At 63.1% G+C, this 21,217-nt stretch carries 17 protein-coding genes; 9 read left to right on the forward strand and 8 right to left on the reverse strand.

Translation table 11 applies throughout. From position 1 onward, the window contains the following. Positions 1-10: 10 nt before the first annotated feature. Together AT395_RS12165 and AT395_RS12170 are read right to left on the reverse strand one after the other, a co-directional pair. Positions 11-445, reverse strand: a complete 435-nt coding sequence (locus tag AT395_RS12165; protein WP_042118339.1) for a universal stress protein — start codon at positions 443-445, stop codon at positions 11-13. Positions 446-873: 428 nt separating this feature from the next. After that, positions 874-1,830 (reverse strand): LysR family transcriptional regulator, encoded by a 957-nt coding sequence (locus AT395_RS12170; protein WP_042115748.1) that lies wholly within the window; start codon positions 1,828-1,830, stop codon positions 874-876. Between the two features lie 119 nt (positions 1,831-1,949). Here AT395_RS12170 and AT395_RS12175 point away from each other — a divergent pair, with 119 nt between their 5' ends. From AT395_RS12175 to pip, 3 genes are all read left to right on the forward strand, one after another. Then, positions 1,950-2,657 carry a haloacid dehalogenase type II gene (locus AT395_RS12175; RefSeq protein ID WP_048629333.1) on the forward strand — a complete coding sequence of 236 codons (708 nt, stop codon included), beginning with the start codon at positions 1,950-1,952 and terminating at the stop codon, positions 2,655-2,657. Between the two features lie 93 nt (positions 2,658-2,750). Continuing rightward, positions 2,751-4,346 carry a malate synthase A gene (gene aceB, locus AT395_RS12180; RefSeq protein ID WP_048629334.1) on the forward strand — a complete coding sequence of 532 codons (1,596 nt, stop codon included), beginning with the start codon at positions 2,751-2,753 and terminating at the stop codon, positions 4,344-4,346. Between the two features lie 405 nt (positions 4,347-4,751). Further along, complete coding sequence (pip, locus tag AT395_RS12185) at positions 4,752-5,687, forward strand: prolyl aminopeptidase (RefSeq protein ID WP_048629368.1); 936 nt, start codon at positions 4,752-4,754, stop codon at positions 5,685-5,687. Positions 5,688-5,861: 174 nt separating this feature from the next. Here pip and AT395_RS12190 read toward each other — a convergent pair whose 3' ends face one another. Next, positions 5,862-7,655: a DEAD/DEAH box helicase gene (locus AT395_RS12190; protein ID WP_082164822.1), complete on the reverse strand. Its 1,794-nt coding sequence runs from the start codon at positions 7,653-7,655 to the stop codon at positions 5,862-5,864. 449 nt (positions 7,656-8,104) lie between these two features. On the opposite strand from AT395_RS12190, the gene tsaB reads away from it, so the two are divergent. From tsaB to AT395_RS12210, 4 genes are read left to right on the forward strand one after another with little or no spacing between them, the layout of a single operon-like run. Further along, positions 8,105-8,866, forward strand: coding sequence for a tRNA (adenosine(37)-N6)-threonylcarbamoyltransferase complex dimerization subunit type 1 TsaB (gene tsaB, locus AT395_RS12195; protein ID WP_048629335.1), 762 nt, complete (start codon positions 8,105-8,107; stop codon positions 8,864-8,866). Continuing rightward, positions 8,866-9,345, forward strand: a complete 480-nt coding sequence (gene rimI / locus AT395_RS12200) for a ribosomal protein S18-alanine N-acetyltransferase (protein WP_042115752.1) — start codon at positions 8,866-8,868, stop codon at positions 9,343-9,345. Before tsaB ends, rimI begins: the two co-directional genes overlap by 1 nt. Continuing rightward, positions 9,332-10,393: a uracil-DNA glycosylase gene (locus AT395_RS12205; protein WP_072632824.1), complete on the forward strand. Its 1,062-nt coding sequence runs from the start codon at positions 9,332-9,334 to the stop codon at positions 10,391-10,393. The genes rimI and AT395_RS12205 overlap by 14 nt, the downstream gene beginning before the upstream one ends. Then, positions 10,354-11,547 carry a DUF1853 family protein gene (locus AT395_RS12210; RefSeq protein ID WP_048629336.1) on the forward strand — a complete coding sequence of 398 codons (1,194 nt, stop codon included), beginning with the start codon at positions 10,354-10,356 and terminating at the stop codon, positions 11,545-11,547. The genes AT395_RS12205 and AT395_RS12210 overlap by 40 nt, the downstream gene beginning before the upstream one ends. 38 nt (positions 11,548-11,585) lie before the next feature. On the opposite strand, the gene thiD is transcribed toward AT395_RS12210, so the two are convergent. Beyond that, positions 11,586-12,410: a bifunctional hydroxymethylpyrimidine kinase/phosphomethylpyrimidine kinase gene (gene thiD, locus AT395_RS12215; protein WP_042115753.1), complete on the reverse strand. Its 825-nt coding sequence runs from the start codon at positions 12,408-12,410 to the stop codon at positions 11,586-11,588. 1 nt (position 12,411) lies between these two features. After that, on the reverse strand, positions 12,412-13,704 hold the full coding sequence (gene lplT / locus AT395_RS12220) for a lysophospholipid transporter LplT (protein WP_042115754.1): 1,293 nt from the start codon (positions 13,702-13,704) through the stop codon (positions 12,412-12,414). Between the two features lie 338 nt (positions 13,705-14,042). On the opposite strand from lplT, the gene alr reads away from it, so the two are divergent. Together alr and radA are read left to right on the forward strand one after the other, a co-directional pair. After that, positions 14,043-15,113, forward strand: a complete 1,071-nt coding sequence (gene alr / locus AT395_RS12225; RefSeq protein ID WP_048629370.1) for an alanine racemase — start codon at positions 14,043-14,045, stop codon at positions 15,111-15,113. A gap of 23 nt (positions 15,114-15,136) precedes the next feature. Then, the gene (gene radA, locus AT395_RS12230; RefSeq protein WP_042115755.1) at positions 15,137-16,510 is read left to right on the forward strand and encodes a DNA repair protein RadA; all 1,374 of its coding nucleotides are present in this window, start codon (positions 15,137-15,139) and stop codon (positions 16,508-16,510) included. Positions 16,511-16,628: 118 nt separating this feature from the next. Here radA and AT395_RS12235 read toward each other — a convergent pair whose 3' ends face one another. The 3 genes from AT395_RS12235 to prmB form a co-directional block, all read right to left on the reverse strand. Then, complete coding sequence (locus tag AT395_RS12235) at positions 16,629-18,569, reverse strand: ATP-binding cassette domain-containing protein (protein ID WP_048629337.1); 1,941 nt, start codon at positions 18,567-18,569, stop codon at positions 16,629-16,631. Positions 18,570-18,741: 172 nt separating this feature from the next. Next, complete coding sequence (gene cls / locus AT395_RS12240) at positions 18,742-20,169, reverse strand: cardiolipin synthase (RefSeq protein WP_048629338.1); 1,428 nt, start codon at positions 20,167-20,169, stop codon at positions 18,742-18,744. A 126-nt stretch (positions 20,170-20,295) separates the two neighbouring features. Further along, entirely contained in the window at positions 20,296-21,201 is a 906-nt protein-coding gene (prmB, locus tag AT395_RS12245) for a 50S ribosomal protein L3 N(5)-glutamine methyltransferase (RefSeq protein ID WP_048629339.1), read from the reverse strand. Positions 21,202-21,217 lie beyond the last annotated feature (16 nt).

The raw sequence follows: 21,217 nt of genomic DNA on the forward strand, positions 1-21,217 counted from the left end.
CGTGGTCGCGTCAGCGATAAACGAGAACCGGGATTTTCGAGTGGACGAGCACGCGTTGCGTCTCACTGCCGAGCAATAGGCTGGTGAGACCGCGTCGTCCGTGCGAAGCCATCAGGATGACATCGCATCCGTGGCGCTCCGCAGCATCGATGATACCCAGATAGGGCGCGGGAAAAGTGGAACTGTCGCGGTCGAACGGGACACCGGCGGCGGCAGCGGCTTCGGCTAGCTTGTCGAGGTGGGCGCAGGCCTCTTCGGCAATACGCTCGCTGAAGGTGGCGGGCGCTTCCAGCACATATTCGCTGAAGGGAGAGTAGGGATACTCGGCGAGGCAACAATAGCCTGTCACTCTCGCTCCCAACGCACGCGCCAATTCGAGTCCGCCGGTGACGGCTTTTTGCGATAGCTCCGAGCCGTCGGTCGGAATGAGGATGTGGGTAAACAACATATGACCTCCCGCAGTTGGCGTTGCTGAACACGCGTTCACAGGCTCGCGCAGGTAGTACACGGTCTTGCACCCAGTCTGCTGTCCCGAGGTGTCGACATCTTGTCGTGTGTCGACACCGGCATCGTCAGCAGCCCTTCGTTTCGATTCTATGGCTTTGGCGCGACGCAACAACGGGGGCAAACCCGGTAGTGCGCCGTCGCACGACGCGGCTCATCACTTCAGTAAAGCCCAATCGTGGTGCCACGGCATGCCGCGTGCACGGTACGCGTGCGAATACGGCAATTTCGGTACCCCAATCATGCGGCAAAGGGCTGTCGTGTCGGCTTCATGCCCCTCTCAGACGGTGTGTACGCAATAAACGTTCCGTGCATCACCGGCCGTCTCCGGCGTCTGGTTCAGTGGGTGACTTGCACCGTACATGCGGCTCACGCGTTTTGCGGCAGATCGATGTGCTCCGATGCGTGCCTTGGCGAGGCGTCGTCCTGCCAATAGCCCGAACTGCTGTAGTGATGTTTGAGATGGTCGATGAACAGGCGCACGCGCAGTGGCAGATGACGGCGTTGCGGAAAGACGGCGTGAATGCCGATAGGCGGCGCGGCAAAGTCGTCGAGTACGGTCACGAGTCTGCCGGCGCGAATATCGTCTCCCACCTCCCACCACGAGCGCCATGCTAGGCCGTATCCGTCCAGGCACCAGTCGTGCAGCACCGCGCCATCGGTGCACTCCATGTTGCCGTTCACGCGGATGGTGACAACCTTGCCGTTTTGCGCGAAGGTCCACCCGCGTTGTTGGTTGGCGGTCGACCCGAAGGCGAGGCAGTTGTGGCTGGCGAGGGCTTCGAGAGTGTCTGGGCGTCCGTGTTTCGCAAGATATCCGGGCGACGCAACGCAGACACGGCGGTTCTCGCCCAGCCGTAGCGACACTAGACTTGAATCGGGCAACTCGCCCAGACGGATGGCGCAGTCAAAGCCTTCGTTGACCAGGTCGACGAGTCGATCCGAGAGATCGAGCGTCACAGTGACGTCCGGGTGCGATTCGATGAATACCGGCAGGAGCGGGGCGACATGTCGGCGTCCGAACCCGGCCGGGCCCGACAGCCGCAAATGGCCGCTTGCCTTTACGCCACCCGCCGACACGGTGGCTTCGGCGTTGTGCATCTCGTTGAGAATGCGCTGGCAGTCTTCGAGAAATGCCGAGCCCTCGAACGTGAGCGTGACGCGCCGGGTCGTGCGCACGAGCAGCTTCACGCCCAGACGGGATTCGAGGGCGTCGATACGGCGTCCGATCACGGCCGGCGCCACGCCTTCGAGCGTCGCGGCGGCCGACAGGCTGCCCTTGGCGGCGACGGCAACGAAAGTTTCGATTTGTTTGAAGCGATCCACGCGGCAGATTATGTACTAAAAAGTAAAAGATAAAGTGATTTTTGCGCACTTTTATGGCGCTGGCTATCAATAATACAATCGACCGGCAATGACAAGTGACCCCGGGTGATACTCAAGTTATGACTTCCCACATCCAGGCAGTGATCTTCGACGCTTACGGCACGCTGTTCGACGTGTACTCCGTCGCGGCGGCTGCCGAGCAGCAATTTCCGGGGCGCGGGGCAGCGCTCGCGGAGCTGTGGCGCGTGAAGCAGATCGAGTACACGCAGTTGCGCACGCTCTCGGGACCGAATGGCGAGCGCTATCGCCCGTTCTGGGACATCACCGTCGACGCGTTGCGCTATGCCGCAGCTCGACTGAACCTGACGCTGACGCCGGTTGCCGAGAAGCGTCTCATGGATGAGTACACCTGCCTGTCCGTCTTCCCCGAGAACCCGCCGGTGCTTCGCGCGTTGCGCGCCATGGGGCTCCGGCTGGGCGTGCTTTCGAACGGCGATCCGCGAATGCTGGATGTCGGTCTGAAGAGCGCGGGCATCAAGGACTTGTTCGACCATGTGCTGTCGGTCGACGTCGTGCGCAAATACAAAACAGCCCCCGAGGCTTATCAACTTGGACCTGATGCGTTCGGCCTGCCTGCCAACGCCATCGTTTTCGTCTCCAGCAACGGCTGGGACGCGGCCGGCGCCACCTGGTTCGGTTACCCGACGTTTTGGGTCAACCGGGCCGGGCTGCCGGTCGAGCAACTCGGCGTAACGCCGCAGGGGATGGGGCGCGACATGCGCGACTTGCAGCGATTTGTCGAGGCAGTGACGGGAGTGCGCGCCTGACACCCGCAGAGGTGTGAGGCCCTGTGCAAAGCCCCTGAAGTTCTTCCTTGCGGCGCACTCCCTTATATAAATCAAGATTGTTGGAGATCCCTGATGTCCCTGACGTTGCCCCCCGGCATGCAGTTGCATGTCGATACCGCCGCTATTCGTCCTGAGTATGAAGCGATCCTGACCCCCGAGGCGCTCGCTTTCATCGCTAAACTGCATCGTGCCTTCGAGCCGCGCCGTCAGGCGCTGCTTGCTGAGCGTGTGGCGCGCGCTGCGCGACTCGACGCCGGCGAAGTGCCGGATTTCCTGCCGGAAACCCAGGCGATTCGCAACGCCGACTGGCGTATCGCGCCGCTGCCGGCGGCGCTGCAATGCCGCCGCGTGGAGATCACCGGTCCGGTCGAGCGCAAGATGATTATCAATGCGCTGAACTCGGGGGCGGACAGCTACATGACCGACTTCGAGGACTCGAACGCACCGAACTGGCACAACCAGTTGCAAGGTCACATCAATGTGCGCGACGCCGTGCGCGGCAATATCAGTCTCGAACAGAACGGTAAGCAGTACAAACTGAATGACAAGGTTGCCACGCTGATCGTGCGTCCGCGCGGCTGGCATCTGGATGAGAAGCATGTGAGCGTGGACGGCGTGCGCATGTCGGGCAGCCTGTTCGACTTCGGCCTGCACTTCTTCCATAACGCCAAGGCGTCGCTGGAGCGCGGCTTCGGGCCTTACTACTACCTGCCGAAGCTCGAAAGTCATCTCGAAGCGCGCTTGTGGAACGATGTGTTCGTGCTTGCGCAGAACGAACTGGGCATAGCGCAGGGCACGATCAAGGCGACGGTACTCGTCGAGACCATTCTGGCTGCGTTTGAAATGGACGAGATCCTGTACGAGTTGCGCGAGCATAGCTCGGGTCTGAACGCCGGCCGCTGGGACTACATCTTCTCTTGCATCAAGAAGTTCAAGGTCGATGCCGACTTCTGTCTGGCCGATCGTAGTCGTATCAACATGACGGTTCCGTTCATGCGTGCGTATGCGCTCTTGCTGCTCAAGACGTGCCATCGCCGCCATGCACCCGCCATTGGCGGCATGAGTGCGCTGATTCCGATCAAGAACGATCCGGAAGCGAACGAAAAGGCGATGGCCGGCATTCGTGGCGACAAGGCGCGCGATGCCACCGACGGTTACGACGGCGGTTGGGTGGCGCACCCGGGGCTGGTGCCGGTGGCCATGGAAGAGTTCGTGAAGGTACTGGGCGATCGTCCCAATCAGATCGACAAGCAACGTGATGACGTGAGCGTCAAGGGGCGCGACTTGCTGGAGTTCAAGCCGGAAGCGCCGATCACGGAGGCGGGGCTGCGTAACAACATCAATGTCGGCATTCACTATCTGGGCGCCTGGCTCGCGGGCAACGGCTGCGTGCCGATTCACAACCTGATGGAGGACGCTGCAACGGCCGAGATCTCGCGCTCGCAGGTGTGGCAGTGGATTCGCTCGCCGAAGGGCAAGCTCGAAGACGGCCGCAAAGTGACTGCCGACCTGGTGCGTGAGCTGATCCCGCAGGAGCTGGCCAACGTCAAGGAACTGGTCGGGCAGGTGGCGCCGACGTACGATCGCGCTGCCGTCATCTTCGAACAGATGAGCACTAGCGAGGACTTCGTCGACTTCCTCACGTTGCCGCTGTACGAAGAGGTCTGATGGGGGGGAAAGACTCGCCGTGAATCGCTGTGAATCACGGTAACGCGCCATAGCGAGCAATGAGGCATTGTGCGGCTCGCAGCGTGGGTCGAGCCGCACGAAGGGGACGATGGAAACATCGTCCCCTTTCCTTTGGTGCTGGTGCTTTGTCTTGTTTGGGGCACCGCGCTACACTGAACTTCGATGGCGTTGTCCCGTCCTGCTCGTTCGTGTTTTCCCGTCGGCGTTGTGGTGGCCGATGCCATGGACGGCGCCATGACCCTTGTTCCTGTGAGGATGCCGATGTCTGCCGACTTTCCCGATGATGCCGCCCGCGGCGTGCGTAGCGAGCCGCCTTTACAGACACCCGGCTCGCCGCGAGAGCCGGGCAAGGTCATAGAGTCTCGCCCCGACTCGTTGCGCGGGTTGTATCCGCCAGTCGAGCCGTTCGAGAGTGGCATGCTCGATGTCGGCAACGGGCATCGCATTTATTGGGAGCGGTGCGGCAATCCGCTCGGCAAGCCTGCTGTGTTTTTGCACGGCGGCCCCGGTGGGGGGTGTTCGCCGGAGCACCGGCGGTTGTTTGATCCGGCGAAGTATTGCGTGACGCTGTTCGATCAGCGTGGCTGCGGACGGTCGATTCCGCACGCGAGCCTCGATCACAACACAACGTGGGATCTGGTCGAGGATATCGAGCGGTTGCGCGCCAAATTCGGATATGAGAAGTGGCAGGTGTTCGGTGGCTCGTGGGGCAGTACGCTGGCGTTGGCCTACGCGCAGGCGCATGTTGACCGTGTGAGCGAAATCGTCGTGAGGGGGATTTTCACGGTGCGCCGGGAAGAGTTGCAGTGGTACTACCAGACGGGCGCCTCGTGGATGTTCCCCGACCGCTGGGAGAAGTTTCTGGCGCCGATCCCGCTTGAGGAGCGCGCCGATCTGATGCGTGCCTACCGCAAGCGGCTGACGCACCCCGACGAGGCGGTGAGAATTGAGGCGGCTCGGGCGTGGAGCATGTGGGAGGGCAGCACCATCACGTTATTGCCCGACGATCACCTTGCGGAAGCGTTCGGCGATCCGCACTACGCGATTGCGTTCGCCCGCATCGAGAATCACTACTTCGTGCACGATGGATTTCTCGCGCCGAATCAGTTGATTGATAACGCCAGCCGTTTGCGCGATGTTCCGGGGGTGATCGTGCAGGGGCGCTACGACATGGCGACGCCCGCGCATACGGCGTGGGCGCTGCACAAGGCGTGGCCGGAGGCGGATTTCTACTGGGCGCCGGACGCCGGACATGCCTTCAGCGAGCCGACCATCCTGCATTGGCTGATCGAGGCGACGGACCGGTTCGCATCTTCGTGATTGACGTAATGACGCGATGGCGTCGGTGACGGTACCCGGCGTCTGCGCGCCTTGCGATATGGGTATCCGGACGCACAAAAGAGAAAACCCCGGCGCCGACAACGAGTCGACACTGGGGTTTTCAGTGATTCGGGCAAGACAGGTCAATGACCCATCCCGCCGGTATCAGGCGATTCAGCCGCTGCGACGCTTGTTGAAGCCGCCGCCGTTGCGATTGCCGAAGCCACGGTCCTGACGCGGTGCATCAAAGCTGCGGGCGCCACGGTCCTGACGGTTGCCGTCAGCCGGACGCGGCGAGCGGCGCTCGAAGCGGTCGGTCGCGCTGCCGGTCGAGAAGCCGTTACCGCTGTGCCCCCCGTTACCGCCTTCGCTCTGCTGGTAGCCACCTTGGTAGCCGCTGCTTTCGCGACGCTCGTACGGCGCGCCGGCCGGCTTGGCGCCGCCGAAGCGTTGGCCGCCTTGATAGCCGCCGCTGCCAGCGTTGCCGCTGTTGTTGCCGTAACGCGGGGCGCTGTTGCTATTGCTCCAGCGGCCGCCGCCACTGCCTTGACCATGACGCGGACCGCCACGGCCTTGGCCCGGACGCTTGCCGCCACCGCCGGCACCACCCTTGGGCGGCGAGCGACGCGGTTCGAAACCGGCCACCACGTTCACCGGCAGCGGCTCACGCGTGTAGCGTTCGATGCGGCGCACGGCACCGATTTCACCGTGTGCGGCGAGGCTCACAGCCACGCCACGACGACCGGCACGGCCGGTACGGCCGATACGGTGGACGTAATCTTCCGCGAACTTCGGCAGATCGTAGTTGAACACGTGCGTGATGCCCGGCACGTCGATGCCGCGTGCGGCCACATCGGTGGCCACCAGCACACGGACACGACGCTCGCGCAGTGCGCGCAGCGTACGGTTACGCACGCCTTGCGGCATGTCGCCGTGCAGTGCTGCGCTGTCGAAGCCGGCTTGTTCGAGCTGGTCGGCGATCAGGTCGGCATCGCGCTTGGTCGACGTGAACACGATCGCCTGATCGAGGGCGTCGTTGCCGAGCAGGTGCGTGAGCAGGCGATCCTTGTGGGCGCGGTCGTCCACATAGTGGAGCGTTTGCTCAATATTGGCGTTGGTGCGTTGTTCGCTGCTGCGCGTGATCTCGATGGTTTCCGGATCGCGCAACAGACGACGCGTGATTTCACCCATGCGGCCGTCGATCGTTGCCGAGAACAGCAGCGTCTGGCGCGACTCGGGCGTTGCGTCAACGATGGCCTGGATATCGTCGATGAAGCCCATGTCGAGCATGCGATCGGCTTCGTCGAGCACCAGCATCATCAGTTGCGACAGATCGATCTTGCCGCTCGAGATATGGTCGAGCAAACGGCCCGGCGTTGCCACGATGATCTCGGGCTGCTTGGCCAGCATTTCGAGCTGACGCGGGTAGGGCATGCCGCCCAGAATGCTGATGGTACGCAGGCGGCGCAGTTGCTTGCCGTACGTATCGGCAGCGGTCGAGACTTGCTGTGCCAGTTCACGCGTCGGCGTGAGCACGAGCAGCAGCGGCTGAGCGGCCACACGACGCACACGCTGGCCCTTGCGGGGCTTTTCGCCCGGGGCGGCCGGCTGGTTGCGCGGATGGGCTGCCGGGGCGCGGCTGCCCAACTCGCCGCTCGCCTGCATTTCTGCGAAGCGGTGGATGGCGGGCAGCATGAAAGCGGCCGTCTTGCCCGAACCCGTCGGGCTCGACACGAGCAGATCGCGGCCGGCAAGCGCTGCGGGAATCGCGCGCTGCTGGACCGGCGTAGGGCTGGTGTAGCCAGCGGTGTTGAGTGCCGTCAGAATGGCCGGGTTCAGACCGAGTTCGGCGAACGTGGGCTGACCATCGGTGCTGACTGCTGCGGCAACTGCCGGCGCGGCGTCAACAACAATAGCGTCAATGTTTTCTTCGGACGTGGGGAAATACGTCTGCGCGAGCGCAGACATTTTGGAATGCTGTTCCATGAATCCTCTTGCGGATTAATAAGGTTATGTCGGGGCGTTGGCGCCAATCGGCAAACCCAATTCGTCGCAAGCAGGAAGCAAATCGCGGATGGGGCAGAAAGCGGATCGAAATCCGTATCGTAAGCCAAGGGACGGCGGCGGGTCGTTCCATCAGGAACGCCAGTACCGGCAAGAACTACAGCGGCTTATCACAGGATTGGGGCAAAACGCGGTTTTTCGTCACTTGACGGGGTATTTCATAGGACCCCGCGAAGCGAAGCGCGGATTATACCTGTATTTTTAGAAAAGTGCACGTTCGGATTTGCACGGAGTCGTGAGCGCCTGCCGGCGGGCAATGTCAGCGCGTCACCCGGTGGTGTGACATCAGTCTCGGCGCGGGTTACCGTCGATCCCACTAGGTTGCTCGTCGCGCGCCCGATTACAATAGCGCCATGTCTTCGATTACGCTTCTTGCCCTCGATACCTCGACCGAGTTCTGTTCGGTCGCCCTGTATCGTCATGATCCCGCCAGTGGGGCGCCGGCCCTCGTGTTCGAGCGCCATCTCGATACCGGCCCTGTTTCCAGCACCCATATTCTTCCGGCCGCGCGCGACGTGCTGCGCGAGGCCGGTGTGGCGCTCGCCGAATGCGACGCGATCGCGTTTGGCGCGGGGCCCGGCTCGTTTACCGGGCTGCGCACCGCATGTGGCGTGGCCCAGGGGCTGGCCTTCGGGGCCCAATTGCCCGTGGTGCCGGTGGGTACGTTGCTGGCCTGTGCCGAAGCGGCGCGCGCGCTGCGCGTCGATACGCAACGGGTACTTGTCGCGCTCGATGCGCGCATGAACGAGGCTTACTGGGCCGATTACGCCTGGGACGCCGCAGCGGGCGAATGGCGAGAAGTGCAACCACCGTCCCTCAACGCCGCGGAACAGGTGCAGGTCCCCGACGCCGCGTTTGTTGTCGCCGGCAATGCCGTACTCGCGTTTGGCGACCGGTTGCAGGGCACCGCGCAGGCGCAGGCCGTGCTGGCCGATGCCATGCCGCGTGCCCGTTACGTTGCCGCACTGGCGGCCCGCGCGTTCGCCCGGGGCGAGGCGATTCCTGCCGATCAGGCCATGCCGGTCTACATCCGCAACAAGGTAGCGCAGACGACCGCCGAGCGCGAGGCCATCAAACAGGCCGCTGTGCAGCCTGGCGGCAAGGAGGCGCCCTGATGCGTCAGACCGGGCCGAACCATTTTTCGCCGATGACGCTGGCCGACCTTGATGAGGTCGTTGCCGTTGAGGTGCGCGCGTACCCATTTCCGTGGACGCGACAGAATTTCGCCGATTCGCTGGACGCCGGCCATCACGGTGTCTGCCTGCGTGCGGTCGATGGCTCGTTACTGGGCTATTTCCTGTTGATGCCGGTTGTCGACGAAGCCCATCTGCTCAACGTGTGCGTGGTACCGGAAATGCAGGGCAACGGCCTCGGTGTGCAGCTGCTCGACGAAGTGGTGCGCGTGTCGCGCGCGCAGGGCATGGGCGGCGTGTTGCTGGAAGTGCGTCCGTCGAATATGCGGGCGCTGCGCATTTACGAGCGTTTCGGTTTCGAGCAGATCGGCCGGCGCAAGGGATATTATCCGGCGAGCGGGCGTCGTGAAGACGCCATTGTGATGCGCCTGTCGTGGGAGACTGATCGTGCCGTGGCCTAAAGCAATACTGGAAGAGTTCGGGCTGTGGCCGGTGTGGATGTCGCACGATGCCGTGGCCAGGGCGACAGCGGTGAGCGCCGAGGAGGCGGGGGTGGCAACGCTCGCCGAGCCGGGGGGCGTGCACGCCGCCTTTCCGGCCGACGATTTGCCGCCGTGGGACGTCACACCGTCCGCCGCGGCGGTCGAGCGTCCTGCCGCACGCGTTGCGGCTGTGAACGACGCGTCTGTCCCCCCTGGCATGCCCAGCGCCCCTGTGGCGCCGGCTCGTCGTGAAGCCGCGCCGGACGGTGGCGGCAATCGTCGCATGGCGGATCTGCCGCCCGACGACATCCCGATGTGGCTCGACAGCGATGGCAATGGCGATGGCGACGCCGCAGCCGACGCCGCATTGTGGTCGATCGTGCGAGACGCAGGCGAGGCGGATGCACCGGCACGCCCGGCATTGCCGGGCGTCGAAACGCTGGACTGGGAGGCGCTGGCCGAGCGCGTTGCCGATTGCCGGTTGTGCGGCCTGTGCGAGAAACGCACGCAGACGGTTTTCGGGGTGGGCGATCGCGAGGCTGACTGGCTGCTCGTAGGTGAAGCGCCGGGCCAGCAGGAGGACTTGCAGGGAGAACCGTTCGTCGGTCAGGCCGGCAAATTACTCGACAATATGCTGCGTGCTTCGGCGCTAAAGCGCGGCGAGAATGTCTATATCGCGAACGTGCTGAAGTGTCGCCCGCCGAATAACCGCGATCCCGAGCCGGAGGAAGTCGCGAGTTGCGAGCCGTATCTGAAGCGTCAGGTTGCGCTGCTTAAGCCGCGGGTGATCGTGGTGATGGGGCGCTTCGCGGCGCAGAGTATCCTGCGCACGCAGGCGAGCATTGCCAGCCTGCGCGGGCGTGTGCATGAGTATGAAGGGGTGCCGGTGATCGTGACGTACCATCCGGCCTATCTCTTACGCAGTCTGCCCGACAAGGCCAAAGCCTGGACGGATTGGTGCCTGGCGCGGGCTACCTACGAGGCAGTGTGCGAATCGACTCCGGCCAACAAGCCTACGGCGAACTGATCGAAACGCTACGCGAGGCGCCGGTGCGCGACCTCGCGTGGCTATTGCTGTCCGCCGATCTCCTCAGTGCTGCCCGCTTTCCGGCGGCACTTGCCCATTTCGATAGCGTGCAGGCGGCGGCCGATGCGGCCCCCGACCGTGCCACTCCGATGCCCGGGGTCTTGCCCCAGGCGCTTTCCAGCGCCTCAGGCATCTCGGAACCGGTCTTCCATTCCCGGCTGCTACACGATTGGTTGCTCGCTTGCGATGCCGATCCCGAGCCATTGCGCGAATTCCTCGCGCGTGGCGAAACCAATCGTCTGGGCCGTTACGCGGAGCAGTTGCTGCATTTCGCGTTGCTGCACAGTCCTCGGTTCGATCTGCTCGCGGCGGGTCTGCAAGTGCGCGATCCGCGCCGGGGCAACATGACGCTCGGCGAGTGCGACTTTCTGCTCAAGCGTCGTGCCGATCAGCAGTGGTTGCATTGGGAACTGGCGGTGAAGCTGTACCTGTTCGTGCCGCCGGCAATGTCGGCGCCGGCACTGGACGAACGTGCTGTCCAGTTCCATTGGCTTGGGCCGAATCTGGCGGATAGTCTGGCCGACAAAGTGGCGCGGCTGCTTGGACACCAACTGCGTCTGACGACACTCGACGCGGCGAGAAGTGCGTTGCCCGCCGCCGGGCCATGGTTGCCGCAGGTGTATCTCAAGGGCTGGTTGTTCCATCCGCTGACGCAGCGCGGGCAATTGCCGCAGGTGGCGTCTGAATCGCATGGCCGGGGCTGGTGGGCGACGCTCGACGAGTGGTGGGCGCATGCGCAACCGACATCCCGCGAATCTGCGACATCGGGCGAACGGCGCTGGGCCATGTTGCCGAGGGCACGCTGGCTCGCACCTGCCCGCGTGGACGATGCGCTAGCGCTACCGCTTGCAGCGATGCATGTGCACATCGAGACCCACTGGCGCGAGCGTGGTATCGCCGAGCCTTTGCTGGTCGTCTCGGTGACGCGCCGTGCCGGCAAGGAGGATTGGTTCGAGTGCGAGCGCGGATTTATCGTGCCGGACTTCTGGGCACCGCGTGCTCGTCATCGTATCGAGGAGTTGAGTGAGCGGGCGGATGCAGCGGCGCGCCGTGCACTCGCGCGCAGTGCCGACGACGGCGCGCCGTCGATCTGATGCTTCGATTCGGCGCCGTCAGTGCGTCATCCGGCCGCTCAGTCCTTGGGCCAGACCGCGTGGAAGTGGTGCACCGGCCCGATGCCGTGACCGATGTGGAGTTCGTCGCTGGCGGCGAGTGCGCCGTTGAGGTAGGCCTTGGCATCGCGCACGGTGTCCGACCAGTTGTCGCGACGGGGACGCAGTGCGGCCAGTGCGGCCGATAGCGTGCATCCCGTACCGTGCGTGTTATGGGCGGCAATGCGCGGTGCGTTGAAGCGCTCGACACCGGCGTCGCTCACAAGCCAGTCCGGACTCAGATCCCCGGCGAGGTGACCTCCCTTGACCAGCACATTGCGAGCACCCAGCGCGCGCAGCGCTTGGGCTTGCCGTTCCATCTCGCCTTCGTTGGCGGCGGGCGCCATGCCGAGCAGTGCGGCGGCTTCCGGCAGGTTCGGGGTAATCAGATCCGCCAGCGGCAGCAGTTCGTCACGCAGAGCGGCAACGGCGTCCGGCTGCAACAACGCGTGGCCGCTCTTCGAGATCATCACGGTATCGAGTACGACGAAGCGCGGCTTGTATCGCCGCAACCCGGCGGCCACGGCATGTACGACTTCGGCGTTGGCCAGCATGCCGAGCTTGACGGCGTCGACTTCCAGATCCTGGAACACGGCGTCCATTTGCGCGGTGACGAAGCTCGCGGGCGGTGTGTGAATGCCGGTCACGCCCTGCGTATTCTGGGCAGTGAGCGCGGTAATCACGCTGGCGCCATAGGCGCCGAGCGCGGAAAACGCTTTGAGGTCGGCCTGGATACCCGCGCCGCCGCTGGAATCGGAGCCGGCGATAGTGAGTGCGATGGGGACAGACGTCTGACGCAAATTCATATCAATGCTTGACTTCGCCGATGAGCGCGACCGAATCGAATTCGCGCTGATTGGCCTGGTGACGCTTCATGACGAGCCACATCGTGCCCGAAACGAACACACCGAACAGAATAATAACGAACCCGACCGGCACATTGAACCAGATCAGCAGTGCATAGAGGCACAGCATGATGAGCACGGACAGGTTTTCGTTGAAGTTCTGCACGGCGATGGAGTGGCCGGCAGAGAGCAGGACATGGCCGCGATGCTGAAGCAGGGCGTTCATCGGCACCACGAAGAAGCCTGCGAGTGCGCCGACGATGATAAGGAAAATGTACGCGATGATCAGATACAGCGGCACTTTCCATTGCGTTCCGTACGGCAGCAGATCCTTCGAGAAGAACGCCATCGCCATCACGGCGATGCCCATGGCGATGCCGACCGGCAGCACTGACAGCGAGCGCTTGAGCGGAATGCGCGAGGCCGCCACGATGGCGCCGATTGCGACACCCACGGCGGAGACGGCTTGCAGAATGGCGCCTTCGGACAGCGTCATGCCGAGCGCTTTTTCTGCCCAGCGCAGCACGATGAACTGCAAGGTTGCGCCTGCCCCCCAAAACAGTGTGGTGACGGCCAGCGAGATCTGGCCCAGCTTGTCGCGCCACAGCGTGACAAAGCAGTCGGCGAAATCGGAAACGAGTTTGATGGGGTTGCGTTCCTGACGGGCATAGCGTGCGCCGGTATCGGGAATGCGCAGATTGAACAGCGCGGCAATCACATAAATGCCCATGATGACGACCATCGCGGCCATCGCCGGCGAACTGATCACCTCGGGGGTGCGTTGCAGTACCCATTCCGATATATGCGGACTGATGAGCGCGCCGCCCAACACTGTCCCGAGAATGATCGAACTGACCGTCAGGCCTTCGATCCAGCCATTGGCCGCAACCAATTTCTCGGCGGGGAGCAATTCCGTGAGAATGCCGTACTTCGCGGGCGAGTAGGCCGCCGCGCCGAAGCCCACTACGCCATACGCTATCAGAGGGTGCGAGCCGAACAACATCATCAGGCAGCCTGCGACCTTGATCGAGTTGCTGATGAACATGACCTTGCCCTTGGGCATGGAGTCGGCGAAAGCGCCCACGTAAGCGGCAAGAATGACGTAGGAGAGGACGAAGAAAAGCTTGAGCAGCGGCGTCATCCACTGCGGGGAATGCAAATCTTTGAGAAGGGCGATTGCGGCGATGAGCAATGCGTTGTCGGCCAGCGACGAAAAAAACTGCGCGGCCATGATGGTATAAAAGCCTTTCTTCATCGGTACTTGAGTCGATCCCGTGCGGCGTAAAACTTGCGTGTCTCGGTTGTCGGAATCCGCGGTGCCCGAAGTGGGCTCCCATACGGGAAGAAACCGTGCTTAAACACAGGGGTATCTGCGCGCATCAATCACTCAAATGTCGCTAATCGACCGTATACTCGGTTTTGATGCCCCCGTGTCGGGCGCCCGTTCGCCCTCGGTCTGAGACCGATTTTGTTATCGGGAAAAAGATTTCGGCAAAACAAGTTGTGCGCACGGCTTTATAACACGAAAATATGCCGATGCGTTATGCCGCCAGCCTGTCCCGGCGAGCTTCTCCTCCGATTCTGTATCTGCCCATGCCTCGTCCAATCAAAGTCTCGATTCATACCGCAGCCCTTGCCCACAATCTCGATGTCGCTCGCCGCCACGCGCCTAATGCCAAGGTGTGGGCGGTGGTCAAGGCCAATGCCTACGGGCATGGCATCGATAACGCGTTTCCCGGCCTTCGCGACACCGACGGCTTCGGCCTGCTCGATCTCGACGAAGCCGTGCGTCTGCGCGAACTCGGCTGGGCCGGCCCGATTCTGCTGCTCGAAGGATTCTTCAAGCCCGAAGATCTGGCGATCGTCGATGAGTACGGCTTGACGACCACGGTGCACAGCGACGAACAGTTGCGCATGCTGGAAACGACGCGTCTGAAAAAGCCGCTCAACATCCAGCTCAAGATGAACTCCGGCATGAACCGCCTTGGCTTCTCCCCCGAGCGTTACCGCGCTGCGTGGGAGCGTGCCCGTGCGATTCCCGGGGTGAGCCAGATCGTGTTGATGACCCACTTCTCCGATGCCGACGGCCCGCGCGGGATTCAGCATCAGATGGAAGCGTTCGAGCGCGGCGCCTGCGATGTGCCGGGTGAGCGCAGTCTTGCGAACTCCGCAGCCACGCTGTGCTTTCCGGAGACGCATGGCGCGTGGGTGCGTCCGGGCATCATGCTCTACGGCTCGTCGCCGAAGGGGCTCGATGTCCCGGCGTCGAAATTCGATCTGCAACCGACGATGACGCTTGAATCCGAATTGATCGGTATTCAGGACGTGCCGGCCGGTGGCACGGTCGGCTATGGCAGTCTCTTTACCGCTGAGACGGCGATGCGTGTGGGCACGGTCGCGTGCGGCTATGCCGACGGCTATCCGCGCGTTGCGCCCACCGGCACCCCTGTGCTTGTCGACGGCATGCGCACCCGCACAATCGGCCGAGTGTCGATGGACATGCTGGCGGTCGATCTCACGCCGGTGCCGCAGGCGCGCGTGGGCTCGTCCGTCACCCTGTGGGGCCGGGGCCTGAGCATCGACGAGGTGGCCGCCTCGGCGGGCACGCTCGGTTACGAGTTGATGTGCGCCGTGGCGCGCCGTGTGCCTGTGCACGCGAACTAAGCGCCACCACAGGATCTCCACGCATGGCAAAAGCCAAGACTGTCTATATCTGCACTGAATGCGGCGGGCAAACTCCAAAGTGGGCGGGGCAGTGCCCCAACTGCAACGGTTGGAACACGCTCGTCGAGTCGGTGGCGGAGACGACGACCGGCCATCGCTACCAATCGCTCGCCAAGAGCACGCCGGTACTCAAGCTGGCGCACATCGAAGCGGCCGATGTCCCACGTTTCTCCAGTGGCGTGAGCGAATTCGATCGCGTGCTGGGAGGCGGTCTTGTGGCGGGCGGTGTGGTGCTGATCGGCGGCGATCCCGGTATCGGCAAGTCGACCTTGCTGCTTCAGTCGCTCGCGTATCTGGCGCGTGAGCGTCGTGCGCTGTATGTCAGTGGCGAGGAATCGGGGGCGCAGATCGCCTTGCGGGCGCAACGGCTCGGTCTTGGCGCAGCGGGCGAGGGCGGTGGCGAACTGGACTTGCTCGCCGAAATCCAGCTTGAGAAGATTCTGGGCGCCATCGAAACGGAAAAGCCGGACGTCGTGGTGATCGATTCGATCCAGACGGTCTATTCCGAAGCGCTAAGCTCCGCACCCGGTTCGGTGGCGCAGGTGCGCGAATGTGCAGCACAACTCACCCGAAGTGCGAAGCAGAGCGGCGTGACCGTCATCATGGTCGGCCATGTCACGAAGGAAGGCAGTCTTGCCGGGCCGCGTGTGCTTGAGCACATTGTCGACACGGTGCTGTATTTCGAAGGCGATACGCACTCCTCATACCGGTTGGTGCGGGCGTTCAAGAATCGCTTCGGGGCGGTCAACGAGTTGGGCGTGTTCGCGATGACCGAGAAGGGGCTGCGCGGCGTGGCGAATCCGTCGGCACTGTTCCTCTCGCAGCATGAACAAAGCGTGCCCGGGTCCTGCGTGCTGGTGACGCAAGAGGGAACGCGGCCGCTGCTCGTCGAGGTGCAAGCGCTGGTCGATACGGCACAGGTGCCTAATCCGCGGCGTCTGGCGGTGGGGCTGGAGCAGAACCGGCTGGCGATGTTGCTGGCGGTGATGCATCGCCATGCCGGCATTGCATGCTTCGATCAGGACGTATTCCTGAACGCCGTCGGTGGCGTGAAGATCACGGAGCCGGCGGCGGATCTGGCGGTATTGCTGGCGATTCATTCGTCGCTGCGCAACAAGGCGTTGCCTCGCGGCATCGTTGCCTTCGGTGAAGTGGGGCTGGCCGGGGAAATTCGCCCTAGCCCTCGCGGGCAGGATCGTCTCAAAGAAGCGGCCAAACTCGGTTTTTCCATCGCGATCATTCCGAAGGCGAACGCACCGAAGCAGCCCATTGATGGGCTCGAAGTCCACGCCGTCGACCGGTTGGAGCATGCGATTTCGGTGGTCGCGGGGTTGTAACTGCGTGCCTTTCGCCTGAGTCGATGAGCACAAAAAAGCCCGGTCCAATCGACCGGGCTTTTCCTTTTGCAGCGCCTCGCGATATGGAGCGTTCCGTGTGGCCGCCCCCGCTGCCGGATCAAGCGATCTGCTCGAGCGCCTCCTGGGCTTCGAGCCATTCCGCTTCGATATCCGAGAGCTTCGCCGTAACATCGGCCTGTTGCTTGAGGCTATCGGTCAGCAGTGCCTTCTTGGCGTCTTCATAGGTGCTGCTGTCCGCCAGGATAGCGTCGAGCCGCGCTTTTTCGTCCGAAAGCCTCGCCATCGACTGCTCCAGCTTCTCGATCTTTCTTTGCAGCGGTTTGCGCAGTTGCGACAACCGCTGACGCTCCTGCGCCTCTGCGCGCTTCTGATCCTTGCGATTGACGCCATCGCCGCCGTCGGTGCCTTCGCCGTTGCCGCTGCTGGCGTCCCGTGCAGCCGCGCGTTGGTCGGCCGCGTGTTGCAGCAGCCAGTCCCGGTAATCGTCGAGATCCCCGTCGAACGGTTGCACTTCACCGCCGGCCACCAGCAGAAACTGATCCGTGGTCGCGCGCAGCAAATGCCGATCGTGTGAGACGAGGATCAGCGTGCCGTCGAACTGAGCGAGCGCCATCGTGAGGGCATGACGTGTCTCAAGGTCCAGGTGGTTCGTCGGCTCGTCGAGCAGCAACAGGTTCGGTTTGCGCCAGATGATGAGCGCCAGCGCCAGACGTGCCTTCTCGCCACCGGAGAACGGCGCAATCGATGACGTTGCCATGTCGCCACGGAAATTGAACCCACCGAGAAAGTCGCGCAGTTCCTGTTCGCGTGTGTCGGGGGCAAGGCGTTGCAGATGCTGCAACGGCGAGTCGTCATGGCGCAGGGTTTCGACCTGATGCTGGGCGAAGTAGCCGATTTGAAGTCCCTTGCCGGTCTTTACCTCACCCGCCAGCGGCGCGAGTGTGCCCGCGAGCGTTTTGATCAGCGTCGATTTGCCCTGTCCGTTGGCACCCAGCAAACCAATGCGTTGCTCGTTCTGCACCGACATCGTGACGTGGGGGAGGATGACCTTCTCGGTGCCGTCGTCGAGCGGATAACCGCAACGCACGGCGTCGAGAACGAGCATCGGGTTCGGTGCGCTGTCGGCCGGGCGAAACTCGAACGTGAACGGCGACGCGATATGCGCGGGCGCAATGCGCTCCATCTTCTCAAGGGCCTTCATCCGGCTCTGGGCCTGACGCGCCTTCGTTGCCTTGGCCTTGAAACGCGTAATGAACGATTCCAGATGCGCAATCGTCTTCTGCTGCTTGTCGAACGCGCTTTGTTGCAGCACCAGTTGCTGACCGCGCAGGATCTCGAACTGGCTGTAATTGCCGCCGTAACGCTTGATCTGCTGATTCTCGATATGCAGCGTGACGTTGCAGACCTCGTCGAGAAATTCCCGATCGTGCGAAATCACGATCAACGTACCGGGATAGCGCTTGAGCCAGTCTTCGAGCCAGACAATCGCGTCGAGATCCAGGTGGTTGGTCGGTTCGTCGAGCAGCAGCAGATCGGACGGGCACATGAGCGCCTGTGCCAGATTCAGACGCATGCGCCAACCGCCCGAGAAGCTGGCGACGGGCAATTGTGTCTGCGCGAGCGTGAAGCCCAGACCGAGCAGCAAGGCTTCGCCACGGGCCGGCGCGGTATAGCCGTCGGCGTCGGCGAAGGCCGCATGCGCTTCGGCTTGCGCGTGTCCGTCATGCGCGGCCTCGGCGGCGGCGATCGTCGCCTCGATCTCGCGAAGCCGCGTGTCGCCGTCGAGCACATAGTCCAGCGCGGTACGCTCGACCGCAGGCGTTTCCTGCATGACGTGCGCAACGCGCCAACTGCTGGGCACGAAGACGTCGCCGCCGTCGGCATGCAACTGGCCGCGCAGCAGGGCGAAGAGGGTGGATTTACCCGCGCCGTTGGCCCCGACGAGGCCGACGCGTTCGCCCGGATTGAGCGTTACGGAGGTGTCCTCGAAGAGCGGCTTGGTGCCGCGTGCGAGGGTGAGGTGTTCGAATCGGATCACGAAAAAGGCCGAGGGGAAAGCGGGTCAGTTCGTCCCGGGGCTGCGCGGCGTGCCGGTATCGCTGATCCCGGTGGGAACGAACGAGCCGTGCATCGAAAACAGGGCGCAGGGGACGGCAAAACCGGCATTTTACCGGTCTGAAGACACGAAAGCGATGTGTGCCTTGTCGCGTCTACAGAATTGGGGCGAAAAGCCGCGCCAAACGCATTGCAATCTGGCGCCATCTCGGAATCTTCCGGAAATCGTCCTTGTTCAGCGGCACGGCCTGCTCGAAGTCGTGCGTGAGCATGAACGCGACGTCGTCGGCAAAGGCCGGGTCAACGGTGAGCAGCATGATTTCGAAATTCAGCCGGAACGACCGGTTGTCGAGATTGGCGCTGCCCACGGCGGCTGCGCTGTCGTCGATCAGCACGACCTTCTGATGAATGAAGCCGTGTTGATAGCGATAGACGTTGATGCCGCTGCGTGCGGCTTCGAACGCATACGAGGTCGTCGCTTCGAACACCACGTAGTGATCGGGGCGATCAGGGATCAGAATGCGCACGTCCACGCCGCGTAGCACCGCCAGGCGCAACGCGGAGAATACGGCCTCGTCGGGCACGAAATACGGCGTGGTGAGCCACACCCGTTTCTGTGCCGCATTGATAGCGGTGACGAAGAAGAGGGATGACGTTTCCAGCCGGTCGGCCGGGCCGCTGGGTACCACCTGACAGTGCATGTCTTCGCCCGACGCAGCCGGCAGACGGTTAAGTTCCGGAACTGCGCCTGTGCTCCAGTGCCAGTCCTCGGCAAATGCGCGCTGGATACCGACTACCGCCGGGCCGCGCACGGAGATATGCGTGTCGCGCCAGGGCGCCAGTGGCGGCTTTTCGCCGAGATACTCGACGCCGACGTTGTGTCCGCCGATGAATGCTTCGTTGCCGTCGATCACCACGATCTTGCGGTGATTGCGGAAGTTGAGCTGAAAGCGGTTGACGAAAATGCCCCGCTTGGCGGCCGCGAACTCGTGAACCATCACGCCGCCCTGCCTCAGCTTTTCGCAATAACTGCGCGGCAGATCGTGGCTGCCGATACGGTCGTACAGGAAGTAGACCTTGACGCCGGTGGCGGCACGCGCGAGCAGACGGGCGGACAAGGCGCGACCGAGGGCGTCGTCCTTGACGATGAAGAACTGGACGATGACGTAGTCTCGCGCGCGGTCGATGGCGGCAAAGATGGCGTCGAACGTGGCCCGGCCGTTCACCAGAAGGCGCACCCGATTGCCCGCCACGAACGACATGCCCGTCATGGCGGTGAGCGCCGCGTATTCCGGGTGCGCTTCCATGGCCACGGGCGGCTCGCCGCTCCATTGCGTATCGCCCATGCGCGATTGCAGCGCTTCGTTGCGCGCGCGGCGCGCCTCGACATAGCCGATGAATTTCGACCGCCCAAGAAACAGATAGGGAATCAGGGTGAGGTAGGGCATTGTCACGAGCGACACTGCCCATGCCACCGCGCCTTGCGATGTCCGTACCGTCAGAACGGCATGGATCGCGGCGATGACTCCCATTGCGTGAAGACAGGCGACGGCAAAGCCGACATCAAGCCAGTTGAACGCCATGACGGACCACTTTCCTCCATGCCGTGAGTCGCGCGGACTCGGGAACACGAGTGTAACCGCGGTGCGTGAACTTAGGCGAGGGCTCGCAACAATGTGCGAGCCCAGAGGGCGTATGACCCTGCCGCGTTACCGAAGATCGGGCAGATCGGCGGCCTGCACCAGAAAGACCATGTCGTCGCCCGCGCTCGTGGCCAGCCACGTTATCGGCAGATCGGGAAACGCCGCTTCAACGAAGTGACGTTCGTTGCCGATCTCGACAATCAGAACACCGTTGTCGGTCAAATGCTCGCGGGCGCCGGCAATGATGCGGCGAACCACGTCCATGCCGTCATCGCCACCCGCCAGCGCCAGGCGCGGCTCATGACGATACTCGGCCGGGAGCACCTGCATCGAGCCTTCGTTCACGTACGGCGGATTGGTGAGAATGACTTCGTAACGCTTGCCTTGTGGGAGCGGCGCATACAGATCGCCCAGATGCAGCGCAACGCGGTCTTCGAGGCCATAGTCGGCCACGTTGATCTTCGCCACGGCCAGAGCGTCCGGGGAAATGTCGACGGCATCGATTTGCGCGACCGGGAAGGTCTCGGCGGCGAGGATCGCGAGGCACCCGGAGCCGGTGCACAACTCAAGCACGTCGGTCACGTTCTCGGGGTGATCGACCCACGGCTGCAAGGCGTCTTCCAGCAATTCGCCCACGAACGAGCGCGGCACGATGACGCGTTCGTCTACGTAGAACCGATGACCGTGCATCCAGGCTTCATTCGTGATGTACGACGCCGGCACGCGTTCGCCCGCACGACGGTTGATGACCGACAGCGCCCGCTCGATTTCCTCGGGCAGCAAGCGGGCATCGAGAAACGGGTCCAGCGTATCGATGGGCAGGTGCAGCGTATGAAGCAGCAGATACGCAGCCTCGTCGTAGGCCGTGGCCGTGCCGTGCCCAAAGGCCAGTTCGGCCTCGGTAAAACGCGAAACGGCGTAGCGCAGCAGATCGCGCAATGTCCGGAAAGGGTGGGTCGCCTGAGTTGTCATGGGGATACCTCGCGCT

Origin of the sequence: Pandoraea apista, assembly GCF_001465595.2 — a bacterium.
In the GTDB taxonomy this organism is placed as follows: Bacteria; Pseudomonadota; Gammaproteobacteria; order Burkholderiales; family Burkholderiaceae; genus Pandoraea; species Pandoraea apista.

What these genes read in the sequence shown, in the direction of transcription:
- AT395_RS12175 (WP_048629333.1), top strand. Translation starts at nt 1,950, where the DNA reads ATGACTTCCCACATCCAGGCAGTGATCTTCGACGCTTACGGCACGCTG.
- AT395_RS12190 (WP_082164822.1), bottom strand. Translation starts at nt 7,655, where the DNA reads ATGTCTGCGCTCGCGCAGACGTATTTCCCCACGTCCGAAGAAAACATT.
- aceB (WP_048629334.1), top strand. Translation starts at nt 2,751, where the DNA reads ATGTCCCTGACGTTGCCCCCCGGCATGCAGTTGCATGTCGATACCGCC.
- thiD (WP_042115753.1), bottom strand. Translation starts at nt 12,410, where the DNA reads ATGAATTTGCGTCAGACGTCTGTCCCCATCGCACTCACTATCGCCGGC.
- tsaB (WP_048629335.1), top strand. Translation starts at nt 8,105, where the DNA reads ATGTCTTCGATTACGCTTCTTGCCCTCGATACCTCGACCGAGTTCTGT.
- lplT (WP_042115754.1), bottom strand. Translation starts at nt 13,704, where the DNA reads ATGAAGAAAGGCTTTTATACCATCATGGCCGCGCAGTTTTTTTCGTCG.
- alr (WP_048629370.1), top strand. Translation starts at nt 14,043, where the DNA reads ATGCCTCGTCCAATCAAAGTCTCGATTCATACCGCAGCCCTTGCCCAC.
- radA (WP_042115755.1), top strand. Translation starts at nt 15,137, where the DNA reads ATGGCAAAAGCCAAGACTGTCTATATCTGCACTGAATGCGGCGGGCAA.
- cls (WP_048629338.1), bottom strand. Translation starts at nt 20,169, where the DNA reads ATGGCGTTCAACTGGCTTGATGTCGGCTTTGCCGTCGCCTGTCTTCAC.
- prmB (WP_048629339.1), bottom strand. Translation starts at nt 21,201, where the DNA reads ATGACAACTCAGGCGACCCACCCTTTCCGGACATTGCGCGATCTGCTG.
- rimI (WP_042115752.1), top strand. Translation starts at nt 8,866, where the DNA reads ATGCGTCAGACCGGGCCGAACCATTTTTCGCCGATGACGCTGGCCGAC.